General features: G+C 62.5%; 12 protein-coding genes. 8 read left to right on the forward strand and 4 right to left on the reverse strand.

The features are described 5' to 3' along the window. Positions 1 to 41: 41 nt before the first annotated feature. Positions 42 to 461, reverse strand: a complete 420-nt coding sequence (locus CLV45_RS13130) for a helix-turn-helix domain-containing protein (protein WP_100336802.1) — start codon at positions 459 to 461, stop codon at positions 42 to 44. Between the two features lie 202 nt (positions 462 to 663). On the opposite strand from CLV45_RS13130, the gene CLV45_RS13135 reads away from it, so the two are divergent. The 8 genes from CLV45_RS13135 to CLV45_RS13170 all read left to right on the forward strand — a co-directional run bounded on the left by CLV45_RS13135 (position 664) and on the right by CLV45_RS13170 (position 8709). After that, positions 664 to 1566: a helix-turn-helix domain-containing protein gene (locus tag CLV45_RS13135; protein WP_100336803.1), complete on the forward strand. Its 903-nt coding sequence runs from the start codon at positions 664 to 666 to the stop codon at positions 1564 to 1566. An 82-nt stretch (positions 1567 to 1648) separates the two neighbouring features. Beyond that, positions 1649 to 1864 (forward strand): hypothetical protein, encoded by a 216-nt coding sequence (locus tag CLV45_RS13140; protein ID WP_100336804.1) that lies wholly within the window; start codon positions 1649 to 1651, stop codon positions 1862 to 1864. A 186-nt stretch (positions 1865 to 2050) separates the two neighbouring features. After that, positions 2051 to 2905, forward strand: a complete 855-nt coding sequence (locus CLV45_RS13145) for an SDR family oxidoreductase (RefSeq protein WP_100336805.1) — start codon at positions 2051 to 2053, stop codon at positions 2903 to 2905. A 235-nt stretch (positions 2906 to 3140) separates the two neighbouring features. Continuing rightward, positions 3141 to 4223: an N-acetylmuramoyl-L-alanine amidase family protein gene (locus CLV45_RS13150; RefSeq protein ID WP_245882846.1), complete on the forward strand. Its 1083-nt coding sequence runs from the start codon at positions 3141 to 3143 to the stop codon at positions 4221 to 4223. Between the two features lie 35 nt (positions 4224 to 4258). Then, positions 4259 to 4993, forward strand: a complete 735-nt coding sequence (locus CLV45_RS13155; protein WP_100336806.1) for an ATP-grasp domain-containing protein — start codon at positions 4259 to 4261, stop codon at positions 4991 to 4993. Between the two features lie 337 nt (positions 4994 to 5330). Continuing rightward, entirely contained in the window at positions 5331 to 6032 is a 702-nt protein-coding gene (locus CLV45_RS13160; RefSeq protein ID WP_100336807.1) for a hypothetical protein, read from the forward strand. Between the two features lie 340 nt (positions 6033 to 6372). Continuing rightward, a complete protein-coding gene (locus CLV45_RS13165) occupies positions 6373 to 7683 on the forward strand; it encodes a cystathionine gamma-synthase family protein (protein ID WP_100336808.1) in 1311 nt (436 codons plus the stop codon). A gap of 114 nt (positions 7684 to 7797) precedes the next feature. Further along, positions 7798 to 8709 (forward strand): DUF3667 domain-containing protein, encoded by a 912-nt coding sequence (locus CLV45_RS13170; protein WP_100336809.1) that lies wholly within the window; start codon positions 7798 to 7800, stop codon positions 8707 to 8709. Between the two features lie 200 nt (positions 8710 to 8909). Here CLV45_RS13170 and CLV45_RS13175 read toward each other — a convergent pair whose 3' ends face one another. The 3 genes from CLV45_RS13175 to CLV45_RS13185 form a co-directional block, all read right to left on the reverse strand. Next, a complete protein-coding gene (locus tag CLV45_RS13175; RefSeq protein WP_100336810.1) occupies positions 8910 to 9881 on the reverse strand; it encodes a deoxyhypusine synthase family protein in 972 nt (323 codons plus the stop codon). Between the two features lie 191 nt (positions 9882 to 10072). Then, on the reverse strand, positions 10073 to 10609 hold the full coding sequence (gene hslV / locus CLV45_RS13180) for an ATP-dependent protease subunit HslV (protein WP_100336811.1): 537 nt from the start codon (positions 10607 to 10609) through the stop codon (positions 10073 to 10075). A 138-nt stretch (positions 10610 to 10747) separates the two neighbouring features. After that, positions 10748 to 13312, reverse strand: coding sequence for a TonB-dependent receptor (locus CLV45_RS13185; protein ID WP_100336812.1), 2565 nt, complete (start codon positions 13310 to 13312; stop codon positions 10748 to 10750). Positions 13313 to 13465: the final 153 nt, after the last annotated feature.

Raw genomic sequence — 13465 nt, forward strand, 5'->3', positions numbered from 1 at the left:
GTGGGGCAAGGCCCGGCCCGCCGTATGGTGAGAGCTTCAGTTTAAATGGTGACAGTTTCCGAATTGGCCAGCCGCCGCTGCTCCCACACCTGCTCCCGGTACTGCTTGGGCGTAAGGCCGGCAAAGCGCTTGAAGAACTTGGTGAAGTTCGACGGGTCGTAGGTCAGGCTCTGGGCCACGTCGGCCACCGAGCGGCGGGGGTCCTGGAGCAGCTGCCGGGCCACGTCCAGGATGCGGGCCTCGAAGAAGTAGCACGGGGCGTGGCCGGTGGTGAGCTTGATAGTGTTGCTCAGGTGGGTGGGATGAATGCAGAGCTGGCCGGCAAAGTCCCGGATTTCGAACATTTCGGTGGCCCGGCCCGTGGTAATATCGTCCAGGTGCTGGTCGATGAGGCGCAGGAAGTCGGCCGTTATTTCGTGCTGGCGGGCCAGCAGCTTCTTCGGGATGGGCGTGGTGGGCATAAGGCAAAAGAATTATTAGCCGTTGATAGAAACTTAATAAGCGTTGACTCTAGCCGACGGACAGTAAACGTGTAGTCCTGGCCGGGCGGGGCTGCCAGGCCTGGCCCCTAGTCCACTGGGTGGGCTTCTGCGTTGGGGCCGGCAAGCTACTGGATTTGCGGGAAGCAGCCAGCCAATAGTTTGATTCTCGTAACTTCGCTCCATGCTCAAGCCGCAGACCCTCGCCGAGTTCTACCAGCAGAAAATTCACTGGCTGCCCGACAACCTCCAGCAGGACATCGGCCACTTCAACGTGTTTCGCCTCGACGACTTCGTGGGTCCTTCGGCCTGCCACCTGCCCTACAGCCGCAAGGACTTCTACAAAATCACGCTCGTCACGGGCCGCAGCAACTACCATTTCGCCGACAAGACGGTGGAAATCCGCGGCAATGCCCTGCTGTTTGCCAACCCCCTGGTGCCCTACGAGTGGGAGCCGCTCGACGACGACCAATCGGGCTACTTCTGCATCTTCACCGAGGCGTTTTTGCAGCGCCACCAGCTGGCCGGCACTTTGGAGCTGCCGCTGTTCCGGCCCGGCGGGCAGCCCCTCTACGCCCTCACCGACGCCCAGCGCGAGGCGGCGGCCCAGCTGTTTGTCAAGATGGAGGCCGAAATCGGCTCGGACTACGCTTATAAGTACGATTTGCTGCGCAACTACGTCTTCGAGCTGATCCACGGGGCCCTGAAGCTGCAGCCCGCCACCACGCTCTATCAGGACAGCAACGCGGCCACGCGCATTGCCTCGCTGTTTGCGGAGCTGCTGGAGCGGCAGTTCCCGATTGAGACGCCCGGCCAGCAGGTGCGCCTGCGCACGGCCAATGCCTTTGCCACCCAGCTGGCCGTGCACGTGAACCACCTGAACCGGGCCCTGAAGGAAGTGACCGGCAAAACCACTACCCAGCTCATTGCCGCCCGCCTCACCCAGGAAGCCCACGCCCTGCTGCGCCACACGAGCTGGAACGTGTCGGAAATCAGCTACAGCCTGGGCTTCGAGGAACCGGCCCACTTCAACAACTTCTTCCGCAAGCAGGCCGGCGCCACGCCCACGGCCGTGCGGGCTGTTTGATTTTCGCAAGCATTGGTTTGAATGGGGTAAGCCCTTGGCCCCGCCCCTGCTCTAGTTTTGCAGTGTACCAAAACACGCAACGATGAGTACTTCTCAAACCTGGTTTATTACCGGCGCCTCCCCGGGCCTGGGGCTGGCGCTGGCCCGGCCGCTGCTGGCGGCCGAACCCGCCCCGCCGGTGCACCTGCTGCTGGGCCAAGACGCCTACCAGCGCGCCACCCACCAGCTCCAGGCCCGCCCGCAGGAAATCGAAGCCGGGCCGCCGCTTACGGTTTCCACCGGCTTCGGCGGGCAGTAGCAGGGGCCGAAAAGCGGAGCGGCTGGGGCTTCTATGTTACGATTTTGCTTTTGCCTGCAATAAAATGGGGACCAGCACGTCTGCCTTTGTAGTTACCTCACGCCTTAACCGCTTTTCCTATGCTCTACCAATTCGCAAGCCTCGCCCTGAGCGACTCGCTGACTTATCAAGAAAACAATCCACAACATGACACGCAAGAATATATGGTTCGTGACCGGCGCCTCGAAGGGCCTGGGACTGACCCTGGTACAGCACCTGCTGGCCCACGGCTATGCAGTAGCCGCCACCTCCCGCAACCTGAGCGAGCTGCAGCAGGCCGCGCCGCCTGATACCCCCAATTTCCTGCCCCTGCACATGGACCTCAGTAGTGAGCAAAGCGTGCGGCAGGCCATTGCCCAGGCCATTAGCACCTTTGGCCGCCTCGACGTGGTGGTCAATAATGCCGGCTACGGGCAGCTCGGGGCCCTGGAGGAGCTATCCGACCAGGAAGCCCGGCAGAATTTCGACGTCAACGTGTTTGGCGTGCTCAACGTGCTGCGGGCCGCCACGCCCCACCTGCGGGCCCAGGGCGGGGGCCGGGTGCTCAACATTTCCTCCATCGGGGGCTTTTCCGGCGCGTTTCCGGGCTGGGGCGTGTATTGCGCCACCAAGTTTGCCGTCGATGGCCTCACCGAATCCTACGCCGAGGAGGTTCGGCCCTTCGGCATCCACGTGACGACGGTGAAGCCCGGCTACTTCCGCACCAGCTTCCTGGCCCCGGGCTCGATGGGGCGGCCCGCCGCGCCCATCGGGGCCTACCAGGCGGTGCGCGACTCCCAGCTGCTGCACGAGCAGCAGATCAACGGCAACCAGCCCGGCGACCCAACCAAAGCCGCCGCCGTGCTCCTGGCGCTCAGCGAAGCCGACAACCCGCCGGTGCACTTGTTTCTGGGCGAAGATGCCTACCAGACCGCCCGCCAGAAAATCGAGGCCGTGCAGCACGATATGCAGCAGTGGCAGGCCCGGGCCACGGCCACGGGCTTCGCCAGCGGAGCGTTGTAAGCGTTAAGATGAGGCGGCCCGAGCGGCCCTTTTTACCGGCAAGCCCTTTACTACGACCGTGGTAAAGGGCTTGCTTTATATTCTATATTCTGAAGATTTACTGCCTCTTTTGTACTATCGTATGGCAAGAGCCGGCTGTATCACGTATGGAGGGCTTTTGTTTGTGGTCGGAATCCAGCGGGTTGCCTTGGGGTCAATCAGCCAATTCCGCCTTTAGTAGCCTTCCTACACCCTTTTGCTTTTGCGAACTGTCTACCTCCTACTAGTGCTGCTGGGCCTGCTGACCGCGCCGGCCTTTGCCCAGACCTCCTACCGGCGCGTGAAAGCCCGCAACGGCGACGGGGTCGAAACCCTGCTGCTGCGCCACGGCCTGAACCCGCGCCGCTACGGGGCCGCCTTTAAGCAGCTGAACCAGAAAAACCTGACCCGCCGCCACGGCCTGATTACCGGCCGCACCTACGTGCTGCCCAAGCCCCTGGCAGCCCGCAAGACCACTGCCCGCAAAGCCCCGGCCAGCAACACTACAGCCCGCCGGACCCGCCTTGCCACCGAGGCGCCCGTTGTGGTAAGCAAAACGCCGATTAGCAACGCGGCCTTGTTTGGGCCCCGCTACAACGTGGCCCGGGCGGCCAGCGGCCCGCTGCGGGGCGCGGTCTACTACCTTTCCTCCGGCCACGGCGGCCCCGACCCCGGCGCCATCGGCCAGTACGGCTCCTATAAGCTGGCCGAGGACGAGTACGCCTACGACGTGACCGTGCGCCTGGCCCGGGTGCTGCTTTCCTACGGGGCCCTGGTGTACGTGATGGTGCAGGACCCCAACGACGGAATCCGGGACGAGAACGTGCTGCCCATGGACTACGACGAGGTGCAGTACCCCAACCTGCGCATTCCCCTGAGCCAGGTGCAGCGCCTGCGCCAGCGCATTGCCCAGGTCAATAAGCTGCACGCCCGCCACAAGGGCGCCTACCAGCGCCTGCTGGCCCTGCACGTGGACAGCCGCAGCGTGGGCCAGAACATCGACGTGTTTTTCTACCACCACCCTACCAGCGCCACCGGCCTGCGCCTGGCCAAGAACATTCACAAGGTCTTTACCAACCGCTACAAGCGCGCCCAGCCCAACCGCCCCTACTCGGGCAACGTCTCGGAGCGGGGCACCCTGTATGAGGTGCGCAACAGCCACGCCCCGGCCGTATTTATGGAGCTGGGCAACATCCGCAACCAGAAAGACCAGCGCCGCTTCGTGGTGGCCGACAACCGCCAGGCCCTGGCCAACTGGATTGCCGAGGGCCTGATTGCCGATTATCGGGGCAAGCAGTAGCTCGTTTTTCGGTCCGTAAAACTCCCGCCCTGCTTATGCGCGCTTATATCAACCAGGATGCGGCCGGCGAATGGGCCAATACCAACTGCTTTGCCGCCGCCGACGGCTTTCGGCAGATGGGCTGGGAAATCGTGCCCTTCCACCGCTTTAGCGAGCTGCCCAATACCGAGCCGGACGATATTGTCGTCAGCCATATCGACGACGTGGAAGGCGCCCTGCGGGCCCTGGGCTGCGCCGTGCCGCCCGCCCTGGATTACCCGCAGGAGCTACTGCCGTTTCTGGGGCGGCGCCTGTGGCAGTCTACCATCAACGAGGTAGCGGCCGACCCTTCGCAGTGGCCGGTATTCGTGAAGCCCATGCTGGCCCGCAAGAAGTTTACCGGCGTGCTGGTGCGCCACTTCCGCGACCTGCTGGGCTGCGGCGACCAGGCCGAAAATACGCCCGTGTGGTGCGCCGAGCCGGTGCAGTTCGTGGCCGAGTGGCGCTGCTTCGTGCGCTACGACGAGGTGCTGGCCGCCCAGCCCTACCGCGGCGACTGGCGCGCCTACTTCGACCCCGGCGTGGTGGAAGCCGCCGTGGCGGCTTATCCGGCAGCCCCCAAAGCCTACGCCCTCGATATTGGCCGCACGGCCGCCGGCGCCACCTTAGTCATCGAAGTCAACGAGGGCTATTCGGTGGGCAGCTACGGGCTGCCGCCGCTGCGCTACGCCAAGTTTCTGAGTGCCCGCTGGGCCGAGCTGACCGGCACCGCCGACGCCTGCAACTTCTAAGGTGGCCCGGCGCTATGCCTTCCAAACCGCTGGCCGCCATCCTACGCCCGTAGGATGGCCTTCCAAACGTTTGGCAACGAGTTTACGCCCGTAAGATGCCTTCCCAAACGTTTGGAAGACGAGTTTACGCCCGTAAGATGGCCTTCCAAACGTTTGGCAACGAGTCTACGGGCGCAGGGGAGCCTGCCAAACGTTTGGCCGCGGGTCTACGCGCGTAGCATGCCCTTCCAAACGTTTGGAAGGCGGCCCTACCGCCGTGCTTTTTCGTTCGATAAACTCCTGATAGCGAATCCGATATTTTTCTACCTTACCGGCTCAACCATATTCCTCCCATCCTATGTTTTTACCCTTCTTAAAGAATCCGTTTGCTAGCAAAAACCTGAGCCGCGACAATTTCCGCGACCTGCTGCAGGGCCACCTCAGTCGCCTGACCAGCCAGAACAAGGCGGGCCGCTACTCGGCCATGATTAGCAGTCTGCAACCCCACCAGGCGGCCTACCACGCCCTGCTGGGCGCGCAGGACGAAAACCTGGGCCAGCGCCTGGGCAAAACCGACACCGTGGAAGAGCTGCTGGCCGAGTTTAAGAGCTTTGCCAAAGAAGAATTGATCCTAGAAGTAGAGTACCAGTTTAAGCGCAAAAAGCCCAACTCCGAAGCCCTGACGGCCTTTCTGCCCCGGGGCCGCAAGGAGTACAGCGCGGCTACGCTGCTCACCCTGCCCACCCTGCTCCAGCGCACGGCCACCCTCACCGCCCAGTATAAGGACGACCTGGGCCAGGCCCTGGCCCAGCGCGCCGCCACCCTGCAAGCCGCTTACACCACCGCCCGCGACGACCAGGGCGAGGCCAAAGGCGACGTGCAGGGCGACTCCAAGGAAGAGAAAAAGCTCCGCAAAGCCACCGCCCGCCAGCTTAAGCTCAATTTGCTGGACCAGGTGAAGCTCCACATCGACGAGCCCGAGGCCGTGCTGGCCCTGTATGACCCCAAGTGGTTCACGAAGCCGGCCAAGGCCTCTGAGAAAAAGTCGAAACAGCCGTAGAACGATGTAGAGACGCAACCTTGCGTCTCATCGTTGAACGACAATCGTCTGGTAAACAACATCCGCAACGATTGAGACGCAAGGTTGCGTCTCTACCCCGTGCTGCTAACTCAAAGGCCGCCGCTGGATTCAGCGGCGGCCTTTTGCGTGCGGTTGGCCCGCCGGAACGTAGCGCGAACTTTGTAGTTCGCGTGGCTGAACGATAATCGTTGCAGCGGCGCGGGGTACGCGAACTACAAAGTTCGCGCTACTGGTCGCGCTACGGCCCGGGGGCCTACCTCCCCCAGAAAGGCTACCTTCGCAGCACCCAATTTTCCCACCCACCCAACCTTTTCCCGTCATGACCAACCGTCAAGACCATGCCCACATCAACGGGCAGCCGCTCCACCCCGAGAGTTTGATGATGAGCTACGGCTACACCCCCGCCTGGAGCGAAGGCGCCATCAAGCCGCCCATTTTCCAGACCTCAACTTTCGTCTTTAAGAACGCCGAGGAGGGCAAAGCCTTTTTTGAATTGGCCTACGGGCTGCGCCAGGCCAACCCCGACGAGGAAATGGGGTTGATTTATTCCCGCCTCAACAACCCCAGCCTCGAAATCCTGGAGCACCGCCTCACCCTCTGGGACGGGGCCGAGGAAGCCGCGAGTTTCGCCTCGGGCATGGCCGCCATCAGCACCACCCTGCTGGCCCTGCTCCAGCCCGGCGACGTGGTGCTGCACTCCGAGCCCGTGTACGGCGGCTCCGACTTCTTCCTCAAGAACGTGCTGCGCAAGTTCGGCATCGAGGCCCAGGGCTTTTTGCCCACCGCCACGCCCCAGGAACTCGAGGCCCAGGCCGCGGCCATTGCCCCCGGCCGCCTGGCCATGATCTTCGTCGAGACGCCGGCCAACCCCACCAACCACCTCGTGGACCTGGAAGCCTGCGCCGCCCTGGCCCGCAAGTATGGCAGCCCCGACAAGCCCGTGCGCCTCGTGGTCGATAATACCTTCCTGGGCCCCGTGTTCCAGCACCCCCTCAAGCACGGCGCCGACGTGGTCCTGTACTCGGCCACCAAGTTCCTGGGCGGCCACTCCGACCTGATTGCGGGGGCCGCGCTGAGCAGCAAAAGCCTGATGAAGGAAATCAAGGCCATGCGCACCTTTATGGGCACCATGTGCGACCCCAACACCGGCTGGATGCTGATGCGCAGCCTCGAAACCCTGAAGCTGCGCATGGAGCGCGCCGCCACCTCGGCCCAGGTTATTGCCGACTGGCTCCGGGCCCACCCCCTGGTAGCGCGCACCTACTACCTGACCCACCTCGAGCACTGCCCGGCCCAGCAGGACATTTACCGCCGCCACTGCCTCTCGCCCGGCTCCATGATTTCGTTCGACATCCGGGGCGGCGAGGCCGAGGCGTTCCGCTTCCTCAACGCCCTGAAGCTGATCAAGCTGGCCGTGAGCCTGGGCGGCACCGAAAGCCTGGCCGAGCACCCCGCCACCATGACCCACTCCGACATTACCCCCGCCGACCAGCTCGAAATGGGCATCACCTCGCAGATGATTCGCCTCAGCATCGGGGTGGAAGACCCGCAGGATTTGATGCTGGATCTGAGCCAGGCCTTTGCGGCCGTGGGCCTGCCCAAAGAGGTGCGCGTGGCCGAGCTGGCGTAGAAGCATTGCCTACCATGGGCCCAAAAGCCCGCCGCTGGACGTCAGCGGCGGGCTTTTTTGTTTGCAATTGCTGGAATAAGTGGCTTTCTTTCAAAAATATCCACTCCGCCCTATATGGACAGCACTTCGGCCTCCACCTTTGCTATTGACCTCGCCCTGGCCCAACCCGGGCCCGGAGCCACAGCCCACACCCCCGGACACGGCCCGACCACCTGCCTGAACTGCGGCACGCCGGTGCCCGAGCGGTTCTGCGGGCACTGCGGGCAGGATGCCCACCATACCCACCGCCTCAACCTGGCCCACATGCTGCACGAGATTCCGCACAGCATCTGGCACGTGGACAAGGGCATTCAGTACTCGCTCTGGAACGTGCTGACCCGCCCCGGCCCCACCATCCGGAGCTACCTGGCCGGGCAGCGCAAGTACCACTTCCCGCCCCTGTCCCTGCTGCTGCTCGTGACCGGGACCTTCGCCTTTGTTTCCGCCGTGCTGCACATCGACATGATGCCGCCCCGCGACCCGGCCATGCCCGAGGCCATGTGGCAGATGCAGAAGGACGTGACCAGCTTTATGGCCAAATACATGAGTTGGGTGTACGTGGCGCTGGTGCCGGTAATAGCCGCCTTTGCCCGCCTGTTTCTGCGGCGCGGCGGCTATAATTACGCGGAGTGCCTGGTCATTGCAGCTTTTATCACGGCGGTCTGCAACTTCCTGACTCTGCTGTCCCTGCCCATTATATATTTCTACTCCGGCACGGCGCAGGTGCAGCAGGTGACCTACCTCGTCTCCGCCATCAGCCTGGGCTACGCTACCTGGGCCTACGGCTCCATGCTGGCCCATACCGGCCTGGGCCTGGTGGGGCGGCTGCTGCGGGGCTTCTTCCCCTTCGTGCTGGGTGTTTTCCTGCCATCCATGCTGGCTGGAATGCTGGCCGTGGGCCTGAATTGGGACGCCTTCAAAAAGAACGCGCAGGAACAGCAGCGGCTTCAGCAGCAGCAGGCCAAGCCGGCAGTTCCCGCCCATTAAGCGCCCCTGCTTTCGGACTACCTACAATAGAAAAGCCCGGCACTGCAGCGCAGCGCCGGGCTTTTCTATTCATTCTGTAACGGCTGGCCAGTAGCACGAACTTTAGCTTCGCTGACCTTCGGTTGTAGTTCGCGTACCAGAACAACGCTACCGGCGCGGGGCACGCGAACTACAAAGTTCGCGCTACGACGCGCTACAACCTATTGACCCAGCACCATGGCAAACACCAGCGGCGCGACGATGGTAGCGTCCGACTCGATGATGAACTTGGGCGTGTCCTGGCCCAGCTTGCCCCAGGTGATTTTCTCGTTGGGCACGGCGCCGGAGTAGGAGCCGTAGGAAGTGGTGGAGTCCGAAATCTGGCAGAAGTAGCCCCACAGCGGCACCGAGGTGCGGCCCAGGTCCTGGTGCAGCATGGGGACCACGCAGATGGGGAAGTCGCCGGCAATGCCGCCGCCAATCTGGAAGAAGCCCACTTTGCTTTCCTCGGTAGCCTGCTGGGTGTACCAGTCGGCCAGGTAAATCATGTACTCGATGCCGGTGCGCACGGTGTGCACGTTCTGGATGTCGCCCGAAATAACGTGGCCGGCGAAGATGTTGCCCAGCGTGGAGTCTTCCCAACCGGGGCAGATGATGGGCAGGTTTTTCTCGGCGGCAGCCAGCATCCAGCTGTCCTTGGGGTCAATCTGGTAGTACTGCTCCAGCTCGCCCGACTTGAGGATCTGGTAGAAGAACTCGTGGGGGAAGTACCGCTCGCCGGCTTTGTCGGCCTGCTCCCAGAACTTGAGCACCGAGTGCTCGAGGCGGCGCATGGCCTCCTCTTCGGGAATGCAGGTGTCGGTTACGCGGTTCATGTGGCGCTCGAGCAGGGCCTGCTCGTCGGCGGCCGTCAGGTCGCGGTAGTGGGGCACCCGCTCGTAGAAGTCGTGGGCCACGAGGTTGAAGATATCCTCTTCCAGGTTGGCACCGGTGCAGCTGATGATTTGCACCTTGTCCTGGCGGATGAGCTCGGCCAGCTGGATGCCCATTTCGGCGGTGCTCATGGCCCCGGCCAGGGTAATCATCATCTTGCCGCCTTCGGCCAGGTGCTTGTTGTAGCCTTCGGCGGCGTCAATCAGGGCAGCGGCGTTGAAGTGGCGGTAGTGGTGCTTAAGGAAGTTCGTTACGTTCATCGAATCAGAGGTTCTGAGGTAGTGGGTGTGCGGTTTACAATCAAATTACAACCGGGAATCGTTCAATGGCGGGGCGCTATACCCAAGATTCTGAATAGCGTACCATTGCGGCTGGGTTGCTCACAAAAGTAGGGGTGAAAAGCCAGTTCCCCTCCTTTCAGCAAGGAGGGAAACGGACTAGCTTTTTAGCCTTAGCTGGGCTGCTCAATCATCAGATTGTGATTGGTGTAGATGCAGATGTCGGCGGCAATGTGCAGGGCATCTTCCACCATCTGGCGGGCCGTGAGGTGGGGCGCGTGCTTTTTCAGGGCCAGGGCGGCAGCCTGGGCGTACATGGCCCCCGAGCCGATGGCGGCCACGTCGGAGTCGGGCTCCAGCACGTCGCCAGTGCCGGCAATGATGAGCAGCTCGTCCTTGTCGGCCACCACCATCATGGCTTCGAGCTTGCGCAGGTACTGGTCTTTGCGCCACTCCTTGGCCAGCTCAATGGCGGCCCGGCGCAGCTGTCCGCCGTAGCCGTTGAGCTTTTCCTCGAACTTGTCGAGCAGCATGAAGGCATCGGCGGTGGAGCCGGCGAAGCCCGTAACGACTTTGCCATCCTGGAGCTTGCGGACCTTGCGTACGTTGCTTTTGGCCACGTGCTTATCCATGGTGGCCTGGCCATCGGCGCCGAGGGCAATTTCGCCGTTGTGGCGGATGCCAAGCACGGTAGTGGAGCGGATTCTCATTATTTATTGCTTGCGGATTGTTGACTGTTGATTGTTGATTGGTGTTGCGTAAGGCCGTAAACAAGGCAGCTGGCTCTCAGTTCAACCCGAACCGACAGCCAGCTGCCAACAATCAGCCTTCAACAATCAACCAGTGACTTAGAAACGGGCCTGCAATTTAGCAAAGTAAAACCGACCGTTCGCGCCCATCTGCACCGGGTCCCAGGCGCCGCCGGTTTCGGTGAGCTGCGGATCAAACAGCGTGGGGTAGCGGTTAAACAGGTTGGTGCTGCCCACCGCCAGCTGGATATGGTCGCTGAGCGAGTAGCTCAGGGTAAGGTCGGTGGTGATGCGCTTCTGGTAGTTCATCGGGTCGCCGTTCCAGTCGATGAGCGTGACTTTGTCGAAGCGCACGAAGCGCAGCAGGGCGCCCCACTTGCTGACTTTGTAGTCGAAGGTCAGGTTGATTTTGGACGGCGGAGCCGAGGCTTTCACGAAGGCCTGCTCCCGGGGCCCGAAAAACTCCTCTTCCCGGCCCGTAAGGCGGCCCGAGGTCTGCACCCGGTCAATTTTGAGTTCGTTGAAGTTGGCAGCCAGGGTCGAGTTCAGACGGCCCCCGGCGCCCAGCGTAGCCGTGTGGTTCAGCACCACGTCCAGGCCCAGGGAGCGGGTATCGGCGGCGTTGGCGAAGAACTGGGCCTGCCCCACGCGCAAAGCCTCCAGGTCGGGGCCAATGACGGGGTCGTCGGAGGAGAACTGGCTGGTGAGCACCACCCGGTCCTTGACCTTGATGTAGTAGCCGTCCAGGGTCAGGCTGAGTGAGGAGCCAATGCGGCTGGTCAGGCCCACGTTGGCGCTGTTGGAAGTTTCCTGCTTCAGGCTCGGAATGCCCAGCTTCTGGGTTACGGCGCTGTTGTTGCGGGCCAGCAGCACTTCCACCGGCTCGCCACCGATGAAATTGGTGAAGGTGGAGTTGAAGTTGATCTGAGCCAACGACGGGGCCCGGAAGCCGGTGCTGTAGGTGCCGCGCAAGGTCAGAAACTCAGTCAGGTTGTAGCGGGTCGAGGCTTTGTAGTTGAGCGTGCTACCGAAGTCGGTGTAGTTCTCGAAGCGCAGGGCGGCAGCCAGCAGCCACTGAGGGGTAATACTCAGCTCAGCATCCACGTAGGCCCCGAAATTGTCGCGCTGGGCCTTGATTTCGTCCTTAGACTGGAAGCCCGGGAAGCCCTGGGAACCGGGAGCCGCCTCGGGGTTTACCGAAAACGTGTCCCAGGAAGCCCGCTCCCCGGCAAAGAGCGAATACCACTCGCGGCGCCACTCGGCCCCGGCTGCCAGGTTGAGGCCCTGGAGCACGGTCTTGTAGTTGCGCGTCAGTCCCAGACTCACCACGTCCTGCTGCAGCTGGAAGCCGCCGGCGTCGAAGGTGGTGGGCGAAGTCGCGCCCAGGGTGGCATTCAGGGAGTTTTCCACCCCGTATTCGAAGCGGTTGGAGCCAAAGTTATTGCTCAAATCCAGTTCCCAGCCCGCGGTGCCGAGCAGGGTTTTCACGCCTACTACTGCCGAGGCGTCCCAGATGTCGCTGGTAATGACGGGGTCAAAGCCGTTGGGGTAAATGGCGGGCACATTTCGGTCGTCGTCGGCAAAGCGGGTCCAGGCGTAGGCGTCGCCCCGACGCTTGTTGGCCCCACCAAACACGTAGATGTGGGCCCGGTCGCTGAGAGCAAACTTGGAGTTGAGATAGGCCGAGACGTTCGACACTTTCGGGTCGCCGTACTCGCGGCGGGCCAGGCCGTCGGGAGCCGGCACGGCGGCGCGCTGGGTGTGCTGGCGCTGGTTGAAATCGAGCGTGGCGTTGACAAAGCTGCCGCCCTGACCCAGCCCAATACCGTAGTTGAGGTTAGCGTTGAAGTTGCCGCCGTCGAATTTCTGGTCGTCGCGGCGGTATTTGGCGTCGTAGGCCCCGTAGTTTACGTTGGCCGTCAACTCATCCACCGAGCTTTTGAGCACGATATTGATGACGCCGGCAATGGCATCGGAGCCGTACTGGGCGGCGGCCCCGTCGCGCAGAATCTCGATTCGCTCGATGCTGGCGGCCGGAATGACGTTCAAATCGGTGCCGGTGTTGCCGCGCCCGCGCGAGCCAAACAGGTTTACCAGGGCCGACTGGTGCTGGCGCTTGCCGTTGACGAGCACCAGGGTCTGGTCGGGGCCCAGGCCGCGCAACGAGGCCGGGTCCACGTGGTCGGCCCCGTCGGAGCCGGTCTGGCGGTTGGAGTTGAAGGACGGGGCCACGAATTGCAGCAGCTGGTTCACATCGAGCTGGCCGGTTTTAGTCGTCACCTCCCGCAAATCGATGATGTCGACTGGCGAAGGCGAGTCGGTTACCGAGCGGTTTTGGCTGCGGGAGCCCACCACCTGCACCGTGCCCAGGCTGGTGGTAGCCTCGGCCAGGCTCACGCTGATTTCCCCGCTGCCGGCCGTTACTTCCTGGGAGGTAAACCCGATGGAGCTAATGAGCAAGCGCGGGCTGCTGGCGCGCGACGAAAGCGTGAAACGGCCCGCATTATCGGTGGCCGTGCCGTTGTTGGTTCCCTTTTCGACCACCGTGGCCCCGATGATGGGCCGACCCGCGGCATCCTTTACCACCCCACTCAGCGTCTGACTTTGCCCCCAGGCCGTGGCACTGGTCAGGCACATGGCTACTGCAACTACATTCTTGCGCATACTCCGATTACACTGGTGAATACTGCGGGACCGTGGCAAAAACAGCCCCTAGCGGCAAGTATAGGCTTTTTACAATGAAGTAGGCTGGTCAATAAAAAAACCAGCCGGTTAGGGCTGGTTTTTTGGGGATTGGTAAGAAAGCAAGCTTCCCGT

Source organism: Hymenobacter chitinivorans DSM 11115 (assembly GCF_002797555.1).
GTDB classification, from domain to species: Bacteria; Bacteroidota; Bacteroidia; order Cytophagales; family Hymenobacteraceae; genus Hymenobacter; species Hymenobacter chitinivorans.